16 protein-coding genes are annotated in these 19,105 nt (G+C 69.6%); 10 read left to right on the top strand and 6 right to left on the bottom strand.

What is annotated here, in order from left to right; all coding sequences use genetic code 11:
• Positions 1-972, top strand: coding sequence for a Bug family tripartite tricarboxylate transporter substrate binding protein (locus tag AC0IW9_RS14995; protein WP_471649075.1), 972 nt, complete (start codon positions 1-3; stop codon positions 970-972).
• Between the two features lie 47 nt (positions 973-1,019).
• Here AC0IW9_RS14995 and AC0IW9_RS14990 read toward each other — a convergent pair whose 3' ends face one another.
• A complete protein-coding gene (locus AC0IW9_RS14990) occupies positions 1,020-4,661 on the bottom strand; it encodes a beta strand repeat-containing protein (RefSeq protein WP_471649074.1) in 3,642 nt (1,213 codons plus the stop codon).
• 96 nt (positions 4,662-4,757) lie between these two features.
• Entirely contained in the window at positions 4,758-5,924 is a 1,167-nt protein-coding gene (locus AC0IW9_RS14985) for an acyl-CoA dehydrogenase family protein (protein WP_471649073.1), read from the bottom strand.
• Positions 5,925-6,009: 85 nt separating this feature from the next.
• Between AC0IW9_RS14985 and AC0IW9_RS14980 the strand changes: the two genes are divergently transcribed.
• Together AC0IW9_RS14980 and pepN are read left to right on the top strand one after the other, a co-directional pair.
• Positions 6,010-8,127 carry a N,N-dimethylformamidase beta subunit family domain-containing protein gene (locus AC0IW9_RS14980; protein WP_471649072.1) on the top strand — a complete coding sequence of 706 codons (2,118 nt, stop codon included), beginning with the start codon at positions 6,010-6,012 and terminating at the stop codon, positions 8,125-8,127.
• A 14-nt stretch (positions 8,128-8,141) separates the two neighbouring features.
• Positions 8,142-10,772, top strand: a complete 2,631-nt coding sequence (gene pepN, locus AC0IW9_RS14975; RefSeq protein WP_471649071.1) for an aminopeptidase N — start codon at positions 8,142-8,144, stop codon at positions 10,770-10,772.
• Here the strand turns inward: pepN and AC0IW9_RS14970 are convergent, their stop codons facing one another.
• Positions 10,773-11,720, bottom strand: a complete 948-nt coding sequence (locus tag AC0IW9_RS14970; RefSeq protein ID WP_471649070.1) for a tripartite tricarboxylate transporter substrate binding protein — start codon at positions 11,718-11,720, stop codon at positions 10,773-10,775.
• Between the two features lie 42 nt (positions 11,721-11,762).
• Positions 11,763-12,407, bottom strand: a complete 645-nt coding sequence (locus AC0IW9_RS14965; protein ID WP_471649069.1) for an HAD family hydrolase — start codon at positions 12,405-12,407, stop codon at positions 11,763-11,765.
• Positions 12,408-12,575: 168 nt separating this feature from the next.
• Between AC0IW9_RS14965 and AC0IW9_RS14960 the strand changes: the two genes are divergently transcribed.
• The 6 genes from AC0IW9_RS14960 (at position 12,576) to AC0IW9_RS14935 (ending at position 17,061) form a co-directional block, all read left to right on the top strand.
• Positions 12,576-13,373 (top strand): amidohydrolase family protein, encoded by a 798-nt coding sequence (locus AC0IW9_RS14960; protein WP_471649068.1) that lies wholly within the window; start codon positions 12,576-12,578, stop codon positions 13,371-13,373.
• Positions 13,374-13,458: 85 nt separating this feature from the next.
• The gene (locus AC0IW9_RS14955; protein WP_471649067.1) at positions 13,459-14,427 is read left to right on the top strand and encodes a tripartite tricarboxylate transporter substrate binding protein; all 969 of its coding nucleotides are present in this window, start codon (positions 13,459-13,461) and stop codon (positions 14,425-14,427) included.
• Positions 14,424-15,107, top strand: coding sequence for a cyclase family protein (locus AC0IW9_RS14950; protein WP_471649066.1), 684 nt, complete (start codon positions 14,424-14,426; stop codon positions 15,105-15,107). Before AC0IW9_RS14955 ends, AC0IW9_RS14950 begins: the two co-directional genes overlap by 4 nt.
• Positions 15,104-15,877, top strand: a complete 774-nt coding sequence (locus AC0IW9_RS14945) for an SDR family NAD(P)-dependent oxidoreductase (RefSeq protein ID WP_471649065.1) — start codon at positions 15,104-15,106, stop codon at positions 15,875-15,877. Before AC0IW9_RS14950 ends, AC0IW9_RS14945 begins: the two co-directional genes overlap by 4 nt.
• Positions 15,878-15,881: 4 nt before the next feature.
• The gene (locus tag AC0IW9_RS14940) at positions 15,882-16,340 is read left to right on the top strand and encodes a cupin domain-containing protein (RefSeq protein WP_471649064.1); all 459 of its coding nucleotides are present in this window, start codon (positions 15,882-15,884) and stop codon (positions 16,338-16,340) included.
• A gap of 73 nt (positions 16,341-16,413) precedes the next feature.
• A complete protein-coding gene (locus tag AC0IW9_RS14935; RefSeq protein WP_471649063.1) occupies positions 16,414-17,061 on the top strand; it encodes a hypothetical protein in 648 nt (215 codons plus the stop codon).
• Between the two features lie 7 nt (positions 17,062-17,068).
• On the opposite strand, the gene AC0IW9_RS14930 is transcribed toward AC0IW9_RS14935, so the two are convergent.
• Entirely contained in the window at positions 17,069-17,692 is a 624-nt protein-coding gene (locus tag AC0IW9_RS14930) for a LysE family translocator (protein ID WP_471649062.1), read from the bottom strand.
• A gap of 5 nt (positions 17,693-17,697) precedes the next feature.
• A complete protein-coding gene (locus AC0IW9_RS14925) occupies positions 17,698-17,976 on the bottom strand; it encodes a hypothetical protein (RefSeq protein WP_471649061.1) in 279 nt (92 codons plus the stop codon).
• Positions 17,977-18,253: 277 nt separating this feature from the next.
• On the opposite strand from AC0IW9_RS14925, the gene AC0IW9_RS14920 reads away from it, so the two are divergent.
• Positions 18,254-19,105 (top strand): phytanoyl-CoA dioxygenase family protein, encoded by an 852-nt coding sequence (locus AC0IW9_RS14920; protein ID WP_471649060.1) that lies wholly within the window; start codon positions 18,254-18,256, stop codon positions 19,103-19,105.

Raw genomic sequence — 19,105 nt, 5'->3', positions numbered from 1 at the left:
ATGAAACGTCGCTCGCTGCTGCTCGCCACGCCTGCCCTGCTGCTGGCGCGGCCCGTCCTGGCCCAGGGCGCCTATCCGGCGCGGCCGGTGCGGATGGTGGTGCCCTGGCCGCCGGGACAGGCGACGGACCTCATGGCGCGGGTCGCGGGCCAGCAGGTCGCGGCGCAGTGGGGCCAGGCGGTCATCCCGGAGAACAAGGCCGGCGCCGGCGGGATGATCGGGACCGATGCCGTCGCCAAGGCACCGCCGGATGGCTATACCATCCTCGCCGCCTCGACCGGGCCCATCACCACCGCGCCGCTGGTGCAGCGCACGCCCTACGACCCGGAGAAGGATTTCGCCCCGGTCGCGATGATCGGCATCTCGCCCTATGTGCTGACGGTGACGAACAACTTCCCGGCCAGGACCGCGGAGGAGTTCATCAAGGTGGTGAAGGCCAGCCCCGGCAAGTTCACCTATGCCTCCTCCGGCACCGGGGCCGCGGCGCATCTGATCACCCTGATGTGGCTCAATCGGGCCGGGCTGATGGATACGGTGCACGTGCCCTTCCAGGGCAGCGGGCCGGCGCTGACGGCGGTGATGGCTGGGCAGGTGGATTTCGCCATCGATACCCTGGCGGCGACCGGGCCGCTGGTGCGCCAGGGCGGATTGCGGGCCATGGGCATCTCGCTCGCCGCCGGCAGCGAGCTGGCCCCCGACATCGCCCCGCTGGCGCGGCTGCCGGAGACCGCGGGCTTCGACGCCGGCGCCTTCGGCGGCTACATGATGCCGGCCGGGACCCCGGCGGCGATCGTCGAGCGGCTGGCGGCGGAGACCGAGAAGGCCATGGGCACCGCCGAGGTGAAGCAGCGCATGGCCGCCATCGGCTTCCAGGCGCAGCCGCGCGGCACGGCGGACTTCACCGCCTTCCTGAAGACCCACCGGGAGCAGTTTCGGCAGGTGATCGAAGAGAACAAGCTGCGGGTGGAATAGGGTAAGCCTGGGCAGGGCGGGGGAAACGCTCTCCCCGCCCTGTCAGCTCAGATAATGCCGAAGGAAAAGGCATTGCCGGTGACGCTGGCAGCCGAGAGATCGACGAGGCCGGTCAGCTCGACGATCATGTCGACGCCGTTGATGAACTCAGCGTTGTTGCCGCTGCCGTCGTGTCGGCTCTCGACCAGATAGGTGTCGCCGCCGAACTGGAACCAGCCGAAGGCGCCATTGACGCTGGCATTGCCGCCGGCGGTGACGACGGCATTGGCATAATCCTGGAAGACCGCGTGCCGGCCCAGCACCATCTTCGTGCTGTTGAAGGTCTCGGTTCCCAGGTCGGCGAAGACGATGGTGTCGCCTGCGTCGAGATCGGCGATGGTGGTGTATACGTTGAGGTTGGCGCCCGATGCAGTCAGAGAGACGACATCGCTGCCGGCACCGAGGGTGACGTGGTTCATGCCGCCGCCCAGGGTCACGATATCGCTGCCCGCGCCGCCGACATAGGTGTTGTTGCCGGACGTGGCAGTGAAGGCATTGGTGCCGTTGCCGAGCGAGACGGTATTGTTGCCGCTGGTGAGCACCACGGTGTCGGCGCCATCGCCCGCGGTGACGCTGACATGGCCGCTCCCGCCGACGAAGCTGTTGTTACCGCCGCCGAGGTCGATGACATGGGCCTGGCCGTTGGTGGCGGTAATCACGTCGTTGCCGCTGCCGCCGACATAGGTGACGGCCTGGTTCGCGGCGGTGACATTCACCGTATTGGTCCCGCTGGCGCTGCCATGCACGCTGGAGGCATTGGCCAGAGCGCCGGATGTCCAGGTGAAGCCGCCGAAGATGATGCCGCTGGCATCGACCGAGGTGAGCGCCGTGCTGGTCGCCGTCAGCGTCAGGCCGGCATTGCCGCCGATGGTGATGGAATGGGAGCTGTTGCCCAGCAGCGAGAGCGAGTCGTTGAAGGTGCCGGTCGGCGTCGCCTGCGTATCCAGGACCGTGACGTCGATATGCTCGACCCGGCTGGCGGTGATGCCGGTGGAAGCGAAGGCGACGCCGGCGCCGCTGCCATCCTGGAGGATGACATGGACCCTGTCGTCGGTACCGGCGGTGAAGGCCGTATTGCTGATGGTATAGGCGGTCCCGGCGCCGGTGAGGGCCAGCGTGCCGCCATTGGCCAGGTTGCTGAGGGTCAGGCCATTGCCTCCCGACGTGCTGACGTAATCGGGGATGCCGAGCATGGCCAGGTCGACGGTCTGGTTGGTGGCACCGTTCAGCACCAGCCGCTCGAAGCCGGTCACCACCTCGGCGAAGGCATTGCTGACCGAAGCGGTGGCAGCCAGGCTCGCCTGCATGATCAGGGTATCGGTGCCGACGCCTCCCGAGAGTGTGGCGCCCGGTGTGCTGGACAACGACCCGAGGTTCAGGCTGTCGTCACCCGCGCCGAGCGAGACCGCGTGGTCGATGATGCCGGAGGCGTGGGTCACCCTGTCGGCGCCGGCACCGCCGGTGAAGCTGGCCCGGCCGGCGTTGAGGGTGATGACGGAGGTGCCGGTGGTGGCGCTGGTATCGATGCTGGTGAGGCTGGTCTGGCTGCTGAGATCCGCGGTGAGCCCGGCGGCGCCCCTGACCGCGACGGTCTGCAGCATGGTCATGCCGGTGGTCGAGGTCAGGGTCAGGCGATGGGTGCCGTCGATGTTCAGGCTGGTCAGGGCGCCGAAGGTGATGTTGGCCAGGCTCGAGTTGTGGCCGGCGGTGGTCGCGTTCAGCGTGGTATAGATATCGGCGTCATCCATCGTGCCGCCGGTCAGGCCGTCGAGCGTGACAGCAAGGGCCCGATTGGTCGGCGTGGTGAGGCCGCTGTTGTCGATGATGACGTTGCCGGAGCCGCCCGTGAGGCTCAGCGTGGTCAGCGCATTGCCGCCGATGGCGAGGGTGCTGTAGTTCGCCACCGTGACCGAGGCAATGGTGCCGGACAGGCACGCGCTGGCATGATTGACGTCAGTTATGGCGACGCTGTTCGTGATCACCCCGGCGACGTCGGCCGAGGCGGTGGCCCGGGCGACGGCGGTCACGCTGACCGCGGTGGTCGCGGCGGTGCCAGTCACGGTCACCTCGCCCATGGTCGTCGTCGTGCCCACCGCGTTGGTGGCGGCCTGGACGATGCTGACGCTACTGCCGCCGGTCACCGCGATGGCGCCCATGGCGACCGCCCCATCCGAGGTATTGTTGACGCTGATCGCGCCACTGGGCGCGGTGACGCTGCCGATGGTGGCACCTCCGGTGGTGGACCCGGCCAGGATCAGGGTGACGCCCGTGCCGCCGTTGATCGTGGTACCGGCAGCACCGACATTCACGAAATCGGCGAGGACCCTGGTGCCTGCACCGACCGTGATCGCGTTGTTGCCGCCGTTGCCATGCACCTGCAGCCGCTCCAGCCCGGACCAGGCGGTGGTGTCGAGCTGGATGCTGCCAGCCGACGAGGCGATGACCGCCGCCTCGACATTGATGAGGATGGGCAGCGCGGCCAGGGAAAATCCAGCGGTATCGGTGACGTCGAGCGTGTCCAGGCCGTCGCCGCCATCGATGCGGTCGGTGCTGGCGAAGCCGCCGGCGACCGTCGCGGTGAAGGTGTCGTCGTAGATGGATCCGGCGATGCTATCGGTTGCGGCCGTGAGGAAGAATGCGGTCTCGGTCTGCGAGGTATCCGATATCACCACGCTGCCGAGGCGGCCGCCGATGCTGAGTTGCATCGTTTCCGTCCCCTCGGTCGTCGCATCCGCGGCCAGGGTGAAGGACACCGTGGCCCGACCCTCCGCATCCAGGGTCGCGGTGCCGGTGCGTGCCTCGAGCACGTCATCGGCCTGCACGCCATGGAGGACATAGCCGAACGGGGTACCGGCAGGCATGCCGGGCGCGGAGAAGGTATAGGTGACCACGGTACCTTCGTTGGCCACGAGGGTGCTCACGCTCAGGCTCGGCGCGACCGCCATGCGATGCTCGTGGATGCCGAACTGCAGGTAATGCCCGAGCGGGTTGACCCCGGCCGCGGCAACATCCGGATTCTGCTCCAGGTACCAGCTGGTGTCGAAATGCGGCGAGGGGTCGCGGCCCTCATGCCAGCCGAAGGTCAGGTAGTGCTGCAGCGGATTGACCCCGGCCGCGGCAACATCCGGATTCTGCTCCAGGTACCAGCTGGTGTCGAAATGCGGCGAGGGATCGCGGCCCTCGTGCCAGCCGAAGGTCAGGTAATGGGCATAGGGATCGGTACCGGAGGCGGCGACATCCGGATTGGTGGCGAGGTAGCCGCTGACGGAGAAGAAGGCGTTCGGATCACGCCCCTCATGCACGCCGTACTGCATGAAGTGCAGCAGCGGATTGCTGCCGGAGGCCGCCACATCCGGGTTGTGGGCGAGATAGAAGGACGAGTCGAAGAGGACCGAGGGGCTGCGGCCTTCCTGCGCGCCGCTGGTCGCGTAATGGAGTAGCGGATTGACCCCGGCCACAGCGACGTCCGGATTGGCGGCGAGGTAGCCTGCAGTGGAAAAATAGGGGCTCGGGTCGTAGCCCAGCGCCCAGCCGCTTCGCAGATAATGCTCGGTAGCGCCGAGGCCGGAGCTCGCAGCATCCGGATGAGCGTTCAAATAGTAGGTCGCGTCGATGAGCATTGCGAAGAGGCTGGCTGGATTCTGCGCCATGAAGGTTCCCGTTTCCCGCTGCGTGGTCTGCAACGAGTACCGGGAACCGTTTAATATAGGGTTAGGCGCCCCTCCCCCGCGGGTTCCGTGCGGGGCTCAGTAGCTCTTCGGCAGACCAAGCACCCGCTCGGCGATGTAGCAGCAAATCAGATTGGGGCTGACCGGGGCGATCCAGGGGATCATCGCTTCGCGCAGGAAGCGCTCAACGTGGTATTCCTTGGCGTAGCCGAAGCCACCATGCGTCATGACGGCATTCTGGCAGGCCTTCATCGCCGCTTCCGCCGCCAGATACTTGGCGGCATTGGCGGCGGCGCCGGCATCCTGCTTCTGGTCGTACTTCCATGCTGCCTGCAAGGTCATCAGCCAGGCGGCCTCGAGCGCCATCCAGTCCTGCGCCAGGGGGTGCTGCACCGCCTGGTTCTGGCCGATCGGGCGACCGAAGACCACACGCTCGCGGGCGTAGTCGCTCGCGCGCTTGAGGGCGACGCGGCCGATGCCGACGGCTTCGGCGGCGATCAGCACGCGTTCCGGGTTCAGCCCGTGCAGGATGTAGCGGAAGCCGCGCCCTTCCTCGCCGATGCGGTCCTCAAGCGGGATGGGCATGTCCTCGAAGAAGATCTCGTTGGAATCGACCGCCTTGCGGCCGGCCTTGTCGATCTCCCGGACGCTGGCGTAGCGGCGGTCGAGCTTCGTGTAGAACAGGCTGATGCCATCGGCCGGGCTGGCGCATTGCTCGATGGGCGTGGTGCGGGCCAGAAGCAGGATGTTGTCGGCGACCTGGGCGGAGCTGATCCAGACCTTCTGCCCATTGGCGTAATAGGTATCGCCGCGGCGCTCGGCTCGGCACTTGAGCCGGGTGGTATCGAGGCCGGTGGTCGGCTCGGTCACGCCGAAGCAGGCCTTCACCTCGCCGCGGGCGATCGGCGGCAGCATCCGCGCCTTCTGCTCCGGCGTGCCATGCACCACCACGGGATGCAGGCCGAAGATGTTGAGATGGACCGCGGTCGCGCCCGACATGCCGGCGCCGGATGCGGCGATCGCTTCCATCAGCAGCGCCGCCTCGGTGATGCCGAGGCCGGAGCCGCCGTATTCCTCGGGGATGCAGATGCCGAGCCAGCCGGCCTCGGCCAGCGCCCGGTGGAAGTCGTGCGGGAAGCCGCCTTCCTTGTCCTTCTTCAGCCAATAGGCATCGTCGAAACGGGCGCAGATGGCGGTGACCGCCTCGCGGATGGAATCCTGTTCCGGGGTCAGCGCGAAATCCATCTGGGGTATCCTCCTGGGGCCGCAGGCTTGCCCTCCGGGGGTGGGATGGTCAACCGTGTCGGCGGATTGTGGGGGATATGGGTGGATGCTGCCGCTGATCGGGTATCTGGATCGTTTCTCGGGCCGGCCGGGGGAGAGCCTCGCGGTGAAGGTCTCGGCGGCGATGCCCTATGCGGCGGATATCGTCCGCATCCGGCATGCGGACCCCAATCCGGCGGGGCCGGGGATGAAGCTGATCCCGGTGCCCTCCGCCTGCGCGGGGGACTACCCGGCGCGGGTCCAGGCGGTGCCGCTGGGGTCCTCCGGACGGGCGAGTGGCGCCTTGGACCTGGGCGGTGCCTTCACCGTGCTGCTGCGGCTGCAGCCCTGGCTGCTGCGCGGGCAGGTGCTGGCGCTGGAGGTCGGTGGGCAGTCGCTGGTGCTGGCCCTGGGTGCGGCGGGGCTGGTGGCGACGGCGGATGGCCTGGATTGCACCCTGGCGGCGGCCCCCCTGCCCCGGCGCTGGTACGAGGTCTCGGTGACGCTGGGCAACGGCACGCTGCGGCTGGCGCAGCGGGCGCTGCAGCCGGTCGCCGGGCGGCCGGACGAGGGCGAGGCCGCCATGGCTCTGCCGGCTGCCGACTGGGCCGGGCCAGCGACCATCACCTTCGGCACCGGCTTCAACGGCCGGATCGAGGACCCGATGCTGCTGGCGGGCACGGACCCGGCCACGCTGGATGACCCGGAGGCGCTGCTTGCGGCTGGGCGGTTACGGGCCTGGTGGGATTTCTCCATCGGCATGGACGGCGACAGCATCACCGACCGCGGCCCGGCGGCGTTGCACGGCACGCTGGTGAACATCCCCAACCGGGCCATGCGGGGCAGCCGCTGGACCGGGGCCGAGCACGCCTGGCGCCACGCGCCACGGCACTATGCCGCCATCCATTTCCACGAGGACGACCTGGCCGATTGCGGCTGGGAGACCGCCTTCAGCCTACCCATCCCGGCCGATATGCCGAGCGGCGTCTATGGCGTGCGGCTGCGGGGCGAGGGTGCGGAGGATATCATCCCCTTCTACGTGCTGCCGCCCAAGGGCAGGGTGCGGGCGCCGCTCGCCTTCCTCGCCAGCACCTTCACCTACCAAGTCTATGCCAATCACCAGCGCGGCAATCTGGACGAGGCCTTCCGCCGGCGCATTGCCAACTGGGGTGCCTATCCGCACAGCCCGGACGAGCATTCCGAATTCGCCCATAGCACCTACAACACCCACCCCGACGGCAGCGGCATCGGCTTCAGCACGCGGCTGCGGCCGATCCTGACCATGCGGCCAGGCTTCCTCACCTTCGACGACGCCCGCGGCTCGGGCCTCCGCCACTTCCCGGCCGATAGCCACATCACCGACTGGCTGGAGGAGAAGGACCTCGCCTTCGACGTCATCACCGACGAGGACCTCGATGCCGAAGGCCTGTCGCTGCTCTCGGGCTACAAGGGCATCGTCACCGGGGCGCATCCGGAATACCACAGCCAGGTGATGCTGGACGCGCTGCAGGACTACGTGAACGGCGGCGGCCGGCTGGCCTATCTCGGCGGCAACGGCTTCTACTGGAAGGTGGCGCGGCGGGCCGACCTGCCGGGGGTAATCGAGCTGCGCCGGGCCGAGGGCGGCATCCGCGCCTGGGCGGCTGACCCGGGCGAATACTACCACCAGTTCGACGGCACCATGGGCGGGCTGTGGCGCCGCAACGGGCGGGCGCCGCAACTGCTCTGCGGTGTCGGCTTCTCCGGCCAGGGCGCCTTCGAAGGCTCGCATTATCGGCGGCTGCCGGCTGCGGATGATCCCAAGGTCGCCTGGATCATGGCGGGCGTGGAAGGCGATATCCTCGGCGACTTCGGGCTTTCGGGCGGCGGCGCGGCGGGCTTCGAGCTGGACCGGGCGGACTCGCTGCTGGGCACGCCGCCAGGGGCGGTGATCCTGGCGCGGTCGGAGCAGCACCAGTCGCATTTCGTGACGGTACCGGAGGAATTGCTCGGCCGCGTCACCACCATCCCCGGCGAGGATGCGGAGGCGCTGATCCGCGCCGAGATCGTCACCTTCGACACGCCGGGCGGCGGCACGGTCTTCTCCACCGGGTCGATCACCTTTGCCGGGAGCCTGTCGCATAACGGCTACGCCAACCCGATCTCCCGGATGCTCGAGAATGTGCTGCGCCGGTTCGGCGCCTGAGGATGGAACCTGGAATGGATACGCAGCAGGAATTGGCACCGCGCAGCATCCAGCGCGGCGACTACCGGCCGCCGGCCTATGCGATCGACAGCGTGGAACTGGACTTCCAACTCGATGCCGCGGCGACCGTCGTCACTGCGAAGCTGGTGCTGCACCGTGCGGCGGAGGGACCGCTGCGCCTCGATGGCGACGGGCTGACCCTGGTCGAGGCGCGCTGGGATGGCGTGCCGATCCCGCCGGAACGGCTGAGCTTCGGCACCGACGGGGTGCTAACGATCCTGGCGGCACCCGACGCCGGGCTGCTCGAGACGGTCGTGCGCATCGCGCCGGAGAAGAATACCGAACTCTCCGGCCTCTATACCTCGGGCGGCAATTTCTACACCCAATGCGAGGCGGAGGGCTTCCGCCGCATCACCTTCTTCCCCGACCGCCCCGATGTCATGACTCGCTTCACCGTGACGCTCACCGCCGACAAGGCGCGCGTGCCGGTGCTGCTCTCGAACGGCAATCCGGATGGGGCCGGCGACCTGCCGGACGGCCGCCACTGGGCCCGCTGGGTCGATCCGCATCCGAAGCCGAGCTACCTCTTTGCCCTGGTCGCCGGCGACCTCGTCGCGGTCAGCGACCGCTTCACCACCGCCGGCGGCCGCGACGTCGCGCTGAACATCTGGGTGCGGCGCGGCGACGAGGATCGCTGCGCCCATGCGATGGACAGCCTGATCCGCAGCATGCGCTGGGACGAGGAGGTCTTCGGCCTCGAGTACGACCTCGACGTCTTCAACATCGCCGCCGTGTCGGATTTCAACATGGGGGCGATGGAGAACAAGGGCCTCAACGTCTTCAACACCAAGTATGTCCTGGCCAAGCCGGAGACAGCGACGGACGGCGACTACCAGGGCATCGAGACCGTCATCGCGCATGAATACTTCCACAACTGGACCGGCAACCGCGTCACCTGCCGGGACTGGTTCCAGCTATCGCTGAAGGAAGGGCTGACGGTCTTCCGCGACCAGGAATTCAGCGCCGACCAGGGCAGCCGCGCGGTGAAGCGCATCCGCGACGTGCGCGGGCTGCGGGCGGCGCAATTCCCCGAGGATGCCGGGCCGATGGCGCATCCGGTGCGTCCGGACAGCTACATCGAGATCGACAATTTCTACACGCCGACCGTCTACCAGAAGGGCGCCGAGGTGGTGCGGCTGATCCATACCCGGATCGGTGCCAGCGCCTTCCGGCGCGGCATGGACCTCTACATCGCCCGCAACGACAACCGTGCGGTGACGATCGAGGAATTCGTCGGCGCGATGCAGGAGGCCTCCGGCATCGACCTCTCCGCCTTCATGGGCTGGTACGACCAAGCCGGCACGCCGGAGCTGGTCGCCGAGGACAGCTATGACGCCAAGGCCCGCCGCTGGACCCTGACACTGCGGCAGTCCATCCCGCCGACCCCGGGCCAGGAGGCCAAGCGCCCGGTGCCGATCCCGGTGGCGATGGGCCTGCTGGACGCGGCCGGCGCCGCGCAGCCGACGCGCCTCGCCGGCGAGAATGCGGCGCAGCCCGGCACCCGCCTGCTGCTGCTGGAGCAGGCCGAACAGCGCTTCATCTTCGAGGATGTCGCGGCGCCGCCCACGCCCTCCCTGCTGCGCGGCTTTTCCGCCCCGGTACGGCTGAAGGGCATTTCGCGGGAGCGGCTGCGCTTCCTCGCCGTGCATGACAGCGACCCCTTCGTGCGTTGGGAAAGCGGGCTGCAATATGCCGCGGCGCTGATGCTCGACATGGTCGCGGCACAACAGCGCGGCGAGGCATTGGGCTTCGATCCGGCGCTGGCCGAGGCGGTGCTGAACACCTTGCGCGGCGCCGAGGCCGACCCGGCCTTCGCCGCCGAAGCCCTGGCCCTGCCCGGCGAAGGTTTCCTTGCCGACCAGATGGAGATCGCCGATCCGCAGGCGATCCATCAAGTGCGCCAGCACCTGCGCCGGGAGATCGGGCAGCGCTGTGGCGCCGAGTTGCGGGCCTGCTACGACAGTCTGGCCGAGGCCGGCGCCTATCAGGTCGATGGCCGCAGCATCGGCCGCAGGGCGCTGCGCAATTCCTGCCTCGCCTATCTGGTGGCGGCCGGCGACGCCGATCTGGCGGCCGCGCAATACGACACCGCGACCAACATGACGGATACGCTGGCGGCGCTGTCGCTGCTGGTGGATACCACGCATCCGGCCCGCGACCCGGCCCTGGCCGCCTTTCACGGGCGCTGGCGCGCGGATGAGCTGGTGCTGGATAAGTGGTTCTCCATCCAGGCGATGTCGGCCAGGCCGGATGCCATGGCCGCGGTCCGCGCGCTGCAGGCGCATCCGGATTTCGACCTGCGCAACCCGAACCGGGCACGCTCGCTGATTGGCGCCTTCGCCAGTGGCAATCCGCAGCATTTCCATGCCGCCGATGGCACCGGCTACCGCTTCCTGGCCGATGCGGTGATCGCGCTCGATCCGATCAATGCCTCGATGGCGGCGCGGCTGATCTCGCCGCTCGGGTTGTGGCGGCGGCAGGCGCCGGCGCGGGCGGCACTGATGCGGCGGGAGCTGCAGCGCATCCTCGACGTGCCGAAGCTGAGCAAGGGGACCTTCGAGAAAGCCTCGAAGGGCCTGCTGTAGTCAGCTCTTCGCGGCGGTGATGGCATCCAGCACGCCGTCCATGGCGCGCTGGAAGGCCGGGCCGTCGAGGTAGCCATCGGTATCGCCGGCACGTTCGAGGAAGGCCTGCCAGCCCGGCCGGGCCATCGCCTGGCGGAAGCGGTCATGGAAATAGGCGATGGCCGCATCGGGCGTCGCCGCGGGCATGACCCAGCCCTTCATGTTCTCGATGTCGACGTTCCAGCCGAGCTCCTTCAGGGTCGGCACCGCCGGGTAGCTTTCGGCCCGGTCGGCCGAGCAGCAGACGAGGATGCGCAGCAGCCCGCCATCGGTCAGGCCCTTGAACTCCTCCGGGCTGGCGACCATCAGGTCCACCTGCCCGGCGGCGACGGCCTGCAACCCCGGCGCCCCGCCGGTATAGGGGACATGCAGCAGCTCCACCCCCGCTCGCTTCTCCAGCACCACGAAAACCGAGTGGTAGATGGAGCCGATGCCGGAGGAGCCATGGCTGACCGCCTGCGGCTTCACCTTCGCCGCGGCGATGACATCCGCCATGCTGCGCCAGGGGCTATCCGCCTTGACCAGGATGAACATGCGCTGCCGCATCAGCCGCAGCACGGCGCGGAAGCTGGTCTTCGGGTTGTAGGGCAGCTGCCGGTAGGCGGGGATGCTGGTGCTCTCGCTGCCGCCGCCCATCAGCAGGGTATGGCCATCGGCGCCGAGCGCCGCGACCTGCTGCGCGGCGATGGTGCCGCCGGCGCCGGGGCGGTTCACCACCACCAGCGGCTGCGGGATCAGCGGCTGCGCCGCCTCGATGATGGCGCGGGCGATGAGGTCGGCGCCGCCGCCGGGGGCGAAGCCGATGATGCATTGCACGGGATGGCTGGGCTGCCAGGCGGCATCCTGCGCCTTGGCGGGTGTGGCGCCCAGCCCGAGCAGCCCGGCCAGCAGGGGCCTTCTTTGCGGCATCGTCGTATCCTCCCGGCATTCCTGTCGCCGGTTGGCCCGGCTTCAGCCAGAGTGCCGCAGCAGCCCGAGGCTGACCAGTTCCTGGCGCAGCGCCGGCGGGCCGGTGAAGTGGATGCCATGCATCCCGAGCGCGGTGGCGGCCGCGGCATTCCGGACATTGTCGTCGATATAGACGATGTCCTCAGGCCGCAGGCCGTGGCGCTCGACCAGCAGCCGATAGATGCGCGGATCCGGCTTGATCAGCTTCTCCTGGCCGGAGACGACGACGCCCCGGAACCACTCCATGAAGGGGAAACGCTCCAGCGCCACCGGATAGGTCTCGGCGGACCAATTGGTCAGGGCATAGAGCGGCGTCCCGGCGGCCCTCAGCTCGGCCAGGATATCGACGGTGCCGGCGATCGGGCCGGCGATCATCTCGGGCCAGCGCCGGTGGAAGGCATCGATCAGCGCGGCCTGGGCCGGGTACTCGGCCTTGAGCGCGGCAGTGGCCTCGGCCCAGGGGCGGCCGGCATCCTGCTGCAGGTTCCAGGCGCCGGTGCAGACCTCGGCAAGGAAGCGTTCCATGCCGGCGGCGTCGCCGGGAAACAGCTTGCGGTAGAGGTGGCGGGGGTCCCAATCGATCAACACGCCGCCGAGGTCGAAGACGACGGTGCCACGGAGGCTGGCCGGGGCTGGGGATGGGGTCAAGCGGCCTCTCCTCGGGTCACGGAGGGCAAGCCTGCCGCAGCGGGAGCGCCGAGGCCAGCGGTGGATGGACAGCCAGGGTCCATGCGCCTTCACTGATCGGCAGAAGGAGCCCAGCCGATGCCCGCGAGGCCGAAACTGCCCGTACCCCCCGGGGCCTGCGATACGCATATGCATATCTATGGGCCGGCCTATCCGCTGGCGCCGACCAATGGCGGCCGGCCCACGCCGGTCGGGGCCGATGTGCCGGCCTACAGGGCGCTGATGGCCCGGCTGGGCCTGCAGCGGGTGGTGGTGGTGCAGCCAACGAGCTATGGCGCCGACAATCGCTGCACACTTGATGCCGTCGCGGCACTGGGCGATGCGGCGCGGGCGGTGGTGGTGGTGACGCCGGAGACCACGCCGGCCGAACTGGCCGCATTCCACGCGGCCGGAGCCCGTGGCGCACGCTTCCACATGCTCGGCGGGGCGCCGCAGGGATGGGATGCGCTGGGGCCGGTGGCGGCGAAGGTGGCGCCGCTCGGCTGGCATGTGCAGCTGCAGTTCGATGGCAGTGCATTGCCGGGCCGGGAGGCGATGCTGCGCGCCCTGCCCTGCCCCGTGGTACTGGACCATATCGGCCGCTTTCATCCGCCAGGCGCTCCGTCCAGCCAGCCGGTACGGGCGCTGCTTCGGCTGCTGGAAACGGGGCGGGTCTGGCTGAAGGTCAGTGCGCCGTACAACTCCTCCCTCAGTGGGCCGCCGGACTACCGGGACGTCACCGAGATTGCCCGGGCGGCAATCGGCACGGCCCCGGACCGGGTGCTCTGGGCGAGCAACTGGCCGCATCCGAACCCGCCGGCCTATCCGATCGACGAGGCGGAACTGCTGGATCTGCTGGGCCACTGGGTTCCCGACGACGCCACCCGCCGGCGCATCCTCGTGGAGAATCCGGCTGCCCTCTACGGCTGGCCGGATGCAAAGGAATAGCGGCATGCGCCGGGAAATACCTTCCCCCGCCTTGCTTCCTTTGTGTCCTGGCCAGCGCTAGCCTCCATCACGGAGGAAACAACCCATGCCGCAATTCGGACGCCGCAGCCTCATGGCCACCGGCCTCGCTGCAGCACCCATGGCGGCCGGCGCGCAGGCCTGGCCCGGTGACCGGCCGATCGGCTTCATCATCCCCTTTCCGCCCGGCGGCGGCACCGATGTGATGGTGCGCGCCATGATCCCCTATCTGGAGAAGCATCTGCCGGGCGCGCGCTTCGTCGCGCTGAACCGGCCGGGGGCCGGGGCGGAGGTGGGCTATACCGCGCTCGCCATGGCACCGCCCGACGGGCTGACCATCGGCGTGGTGATCGTCCCCAGCCTGCAGACCATCACCATCGAACGCTCGCCGCGCTACCGGCTGGAGGATCTCGCCTTCCTCGGCAGCGTGGTCGATGACCCGGGCGGCTTCTTCGTCGCGCCCGACAGCCCCTTGAGGACAGCGGCCGATCTGGCGGCGCATGTGCGGGCCAATCCGGACAAGGTGGCGGTGGGCACGGCGGGGATCGGCTCGGACGACCATCTGCTGATGATGGCATTCGAGCGGCTGGCCGGGGCGCCGATGGTGCATGTGCCCTTTGCCGGCCAAGCGCCGACCATCACCGCCTTGCTGGGCCGGCATATCACCGTGGCCGCGATGAACATCGGGGAGAGCCTGGAGCTGGTGAAGCAGGGCCAGGTGCGGGCGGTGGCGCAGGCGGCCCCGGCGCGCAGCAGCCTGGCACCCGATATCCCGACCTTCCGCGAGCAGGGCTTCGACCTGATTGGCGGCGTGGTGCGCGGCCTGGCCCTGCCCGCGGCGACGCCGGCATCGATCCGGGCCCGGCTGGCGGCGACGCTGCTGGCGGTGATGGATGATCCCGCCTGGCAGGCGGAGGCGGCGCGGCTCTACCAGCCGCTGCGGCGGATGGATGCGGCGGGCTTCACCACGCTGGTGCAGGCCGAGGCCGCGGAGCTGCGGCGGCTGTGGCAGGAACGACCCTGGAAGGACCAATGATGACGCGCCGGATCGTCGATCTCTCCGCCACCGTCACCACCGGGCATTTCCGTTGGCCGGTGGACCGGAAGCTGCTGAAGCGGCACGAGGATGGTGCGGGCCAGGGCACCTGGGCCGGCTGGAATCTGCATGGCTTCACCCATATGGACAGCCCCCGCCACGTGGACCCGGAAGGCTTCACGACCGATGCCATCACGCCGGAGATGACGGTCGGCGATTGCGCGGTGCTCGACCTCTCCGACGTGCCGGAGAATACCGCGATCACCGGGGACCGGATCGCCGCCGCGGGCGCGCATCTTCGGCGCGGCGACATCGCCCTGCTGAAGACCCGCTGGGACGAGCGGGCCGATATCGATACCCCCGGCTTCTGGTCCCGTGCCCCCTGGATGACGGCGGAGGCCGCGATCTGGCTGCGCGAGGCGGGCATCAAGGCGATCGGCTTCGACTTCCCTCAGGATTATTGCATCCGCTTCTTCCTGACCGGCGAGGCGCGGCCGCCCTTGCCCGAACACGTCACGCATTTCCACCTGCTGAAGCAGGGGGTCATCATGTTCGAATACCTGCGCAATACCGGCGCGCTGCGGGCGCCACGGTGTCTCTTCGTCGGCCTGCCGGTGAAGCTGCCGGACAGCGACGGCGCGCCGGCGCGGGTGATCGCCATCGAGGAGGATGCGGCGTGAGATTCGCCGGGCAGGTCGCCCTCGTCACCGGCGGCGGCGCCGGGCTGGGCGAGGCGATGGCGGAGCGGCTGGCCGCCGAGGGCGCCGCCGTGCTGGTCGCCGATATCGTCGCGGCGCGGGCCGAGGCGGTGGCGGCGCGGCTGACCGCAGCCGGGCAGCGGGCGCAGGGCTTCGCCCTGGACGTGGCGGAGGAGGAGCAGGCGGCGGCGGCCGTCGCCGCGGCGGAGCAGGCCTTCGGCCCGCTGACCATCGCCGTCTGCAATGCCGGTATCACCGATCGCGTCCCGGCGCTGGAGATGACCCGCGCCGCCTTCGAGCGCATCCTTCGCACCAATCTGACCGGCTGCTTCGTCACTGCCCAGGCGGCGGCGCGGGCCATGGTGCGAGGCGGCAGGGGCGGGCGGATCGTCACCACCTCCTCCGTCTCCGGCCAGCGCGGCGGCACCGGGCGGGCGGCCTATGGGGCGAGCAAGGCGGGCATCATCAGCCTGACCCAGGTGCTGGCGATGGAGCTGGCCCCGCATGGCATCCTGGTGAATTGCGTGGCACCGGGCCCGACCCAGGTGGCGCGCACCGCACATGGACCGAAGCAGAAGGCCGCCTTCCTCTCGCGCATGGCCTTGCAGCGCTATGCGGTGCCGGCGGATATCGCGGCGGCCGTTGCCTTCCTCTGCTCGGCCGATGCGGGATTCATCACCGGCCATGTGCTGAACGTGGATGGCGGCTTCGCCGCCTCCGGCGTGTTGTACGACCCGGCGGAAGGAGCCTGAGACGATGATGATGCGCGTGATGCTGGCCTGCGGGCTGGTCCTTGGGCTCGCGGGTGCGGCGACGGCGCCGGCGCGGGCGGAGCTGGACCCGAAGGCGATCGCCTTCCGCCTGCCGGACCAGATCCCCTGGGGCCCGGTCACCGCCGGCGGCAACCAGCAGGCGGTGCTGGTCGGCGACCCCTCCAAGCCCGGCTTCTACGCGGTGATGGTGCGCTGGCTGCCCGGCCACATGAGCCGGCCGCATTTCCACGCCAACGACCGCTTCATCACCGTGCTCTCGGGCACCTGGTGGATGGGCACCGGCCCCCGCTTCAGCCCGGAGACGACGGTGCCGGTGCCGGCCGGCGGCTTCGTCACCCACTACGGCCGTGGCGTGCATTACGACGGCGCCAAGGACGAACCCGCGGTGCTGCTGATCGTCGGCGAAGGCCCCGGTACCTCCACCCCGGCCGAGGCCCGCTGAGCGGATAGCGGCGATCGCGGCGCGGTTCCGTGGCCCGCCGGGCGTCGGCAACGGCGGCTATGTCGCCGGGCGGATGGCGGCGCTGCTCGGCCGGCAGCCGGTGGAGGTGACGCTGCGGCGGGGCTGGCCGCTGGACGTGCGGCTGGAGGTGGTGCGTGGCGAGGATCGGGTCGAGGCGCGCGATGCCGCCGGCCAAGTGGTCGCCGAGGCACGGCCGGTGGACTTCACCCTGGACGTACCGGCGCCGCCCTCCCCGGCCGAGGCGGCGGAGGCGACGCGCTGGTTCCTCGATGGACCATTCAGCCATAGCGAGGGCCAGTGCTTCGTCTGCGGCTCCGCCCTGGCGGAAGGGGTGGGGCTGCGCGTCTTCACCGGGCGGGTGCCGGGGCGGCCGGCACTCTCGGCGGCACGGTGGCGGCCGGCCGCCAGCTTCGCCGGGGCCGATGGCGCGGTGGACCCGGTCTATCTGTGGTCGGCCCTGGATTGCGCCGGGCATTTCGCCTTCACCGTGAACGTGGCACCGGGCCGGATGCTGCTCGGACGGATCGCCGGCGAGTTGCGTGGCCCCGTCGCGGTCGGCGAGGACTGCATCGTCATCGGCTGGCAGATCGGACAGGAAGGCCGCAAGCGCCATGCCGGCACCGCGATCTTCGGCGCCGATGGCGGGCTGCGCGGGCTGGCGCGGGCCTTGTGGGTGGTGCCGGCGCCCGCTGCGGCCTGAGCCGGCTTCAGGCCAGCACCGGCGAGGCGACGGAGACGGCCATCAGCACCAGGGCGATCGCCGCGGTGAGGCGGATGGGCCGGTGCCAGGCCAGCGCCGCGCCGCGGAAGGCCGGGCGGGCGAAGAGCCCGGCCACAGCGAGGAAGAAAACCAGCGCGGCCGTCGCCACGGAGACGGGAACCATGACACGCAGGCTGCCGCCGGCCGAGAGCGGGCCGAGGAACTGCGCGGCGAAGAAGGCGGCGGTCAGCGGATTGGTCGCGGCGGTGCAGAAGGCGGCACCGAATTCGGCGGTGCGGGCGGCGCGGTCCCGCAGCGTGGCCGGGTCAGGCGGGCGGGACCGCGCCACCGACCAGGCGACCCAGAGCAGCAGCCCTGCCCCCAGCAGCCGGCAACCGGCATTCCAGGCGGCGCTGCCGCCGCCGGCCCCGATGGTGGCGGCGATCGCCGCGCTCAACGCCCCGGCCCCGAGCGCCACCCCGAGGCAGAGCGGCAAGGCGCCGCGCATCCCGCGCATCGCCGCGACGCCGCCGATGACGAGCAGATTGGGCCCCGGGGTGGCCAGCACGACCAGATAGCCCAGCAGGAAGTCCCAGAGCCGCGCGCTGGACTCCAGCCCCGGCAAGGTCACGCCGCTCAGCGCCGCGCATCACAGGCATAGCCTGCAACGACCATGCCCTGGGTCTGCTTCTCCGGATCGGCCGTCGGCGGGCCCACCTGCTGGATGCCGGAGGCATAAAGCGGGCGGCATTCGGGCATCGGGACATCGACGAAGCCGATGCTCGATTTTTCCGCAGCCTCCGGCGGCAGGCCGAGGCTGATCGGCTGCGCGGGGGGGCGGGATTGCGCCAGGGCTGGCAACCCAGGAATGAGCAGGATGGCCAGGCATGGCATAAGCGGCAATGGGTTGCGCATCGGGTCGGTCTCCATCCACCGGACAAGTCCCGGGGGCGGCCGGATGCTGCGCGTATACGAACAATAGCCTCAACTTATATTTCGCCAAATTCGAATAGTTGACTTTTTGTACTTCTAAAGCTCAGTATTGATGAATGGCGTCATGTGCCATCCTGCGGGACTGCTGCACGTTCTGTCCCGTGTGGCGTGACATCTCCCGCGCGTTGCGCCGCAGCATGCAGATGGCGCCGCGCTGCGCACCGGGCCTATGATCGCGCCGCAGCATGGAGGCCGTGGGATGGGCAAGGTTCTCGATGAACATTCCGTCGCCCGCTATCGCCGGGATGGCTACGTGACGCCGCTGACCGCCTGTTCCGCCGCCCAGGCCGAGGCCTGGCATCAGGACGTGCGCCGCTGCTGCGGCCAGGCGGAACGGGCGGAGTCCGAAGCCGGCATCCGCCAGCCCTCGACCCGGGTGAAGCCCTACTTGCTGTTCCCTTGGGCGGCGGCGCTGGTGCGGCATCCCGCCATCCTCGATGCGGTGGAGGATGTGATCGGGCCGGATATCCTGGTTTTCCACACCACGCTCTGGTGGAAGCCGGCGGGGACGGAAGGCTTCGTGCCCTGGCACCAGGACGCGACCTATTTCGGCCTGGCGCCGCATGAGCATGTGACGGCCTGGGTAGCACTGACGCCGAGCAACAAGCAGAGCGGCTGCGTCACCGTCCTGCCCGGCTCGCACAAGCACGGGCAGCTGCCGCATGCCGATCGCAAGGATCCGCGCGTCATGCTGTCCCGTGGGCAGACCGTGGCGGCCCCGGTCGAGGAGCGTGCGGCGGTGCCGATCATCCTCAAGCCCGGCGAGTTCTCCCTGCATGACACGCTGGCGCTACATGCCTCGGCGCCCAACCGCTCCGGCCAGGACCGGATCGGCCTCGGCATCAGTTATATCCCGGCGCGGGTGAAGCATGTCGGGCCGACGCGGCTGTCGGCGACCCTGGTGCGCGGTGAGAACCGCTACGACCACTTCGACCTGGAAGCCTCGCCCCGGGCCGAGGCGGATGCCGCGGCGCGTGCCGTCCATGCCGATAGCATCAGCCGCTTCTGGGTCGCCAGCGAGTCCATCCCGGAGATGAAGCTGGTCCATTGA

This window comes from Belnapia sp. AC561 (genome assembly GCF_979252845.1).
This window is presented reverse-complemented; position numbering and strand designations above follow the sequence as displayed.

Coding starts and splice junctions, on each gene's coding strand:
- AC0IW9_RS14995 (WP_471649075.1), top strand. CDS start 1: ATGAAACGTCGCTCGCTGCTGCTCGCCACGCCTGCCCTGCTGCTGGCG.
- AC0IW9_RS14990 (WP_471649074.1), bottom strand. CDS start 4,661: ATGGCGCAGAATCCAGCCAGCCTCTTCGCAATGCTCATCGACGCGACC.
- AC0IW9_RS14985 (WP_471649073.1), bottom strand. CDS start 5,924: ATGGATTTCGCGCTGACCCCGGAACAGGATTCCATCCGCGAGGCGGTC.
- AC0IW9_RS14980 (WP_471649072.1), top strand. CDS start 6,010: ATGCTGCCGCTGATCGGGTATCTGGATCGTTTCTCGGGCCGGCCGGGG.
- pepN (WP_471649071.1), top strand. CDS start 8,142: ATGGATACGCAGCAGGAATTGGCACCGCGCAGCATCCAGCGCGGCGAC.
- AC0IW9_RS14970 (WP_471649070.1), bottom strand. CDS start 11,720: ATGCCGCAAAGAAGGCCCCTGCTGGCCGGGCTGCTCGGGCTGGGCGCC.
- AC0IW9_RS14960 (WP_471649068.1), top strand. CDS start 12,576: ATGCATATCTATGGGCCGGCCTATCCGCTGGCGCCGACCAATGGCGGC.
- AC0IW9_RS14955 (WP_471649067.1), top strand. CDS start 13,459: ATGCCGCAATTCGGACGCCGCAGCCTCATGGCCACCGGCCTCGCTGCA.
- AC0IW9_RS14950 (WP_471649066.1), top strand. CDS start 14,424: ATGATGACGCGCCGGATCGTCGATCTCTCCGCCACCGTCACCACCGGG.
- AC0IW9_RS14940 (WP_471649064.1), top strand. CDS start 15,882: ATGATGATGCGCGTGATGCTGGCCTGCGGGCTGGTCCTTGGGCTCGCG.
- AC0IW9_RS14935 (WP_471649063.1), top strand. CDS start 16,414: ATGGCGGCGCTGCTCGGCCGGCAGCCGGTGGAGGTGACGCTGCGGCGG.
- AC0IW9_RS14925 (WP_471649061.1), bottom strand. CDS start 17,976: ATGCGCAACCCATTGCCGCTTATGCCATGCCTGGCCATCCTGCTCATT.
- AC0IW9_RS14920 (WP_471649060.1), top strand. CDS start 18,254: ATGGGCAAGGTTCTCGATGAACATTCCGTCGCCCGCTATCGCCGGGAT.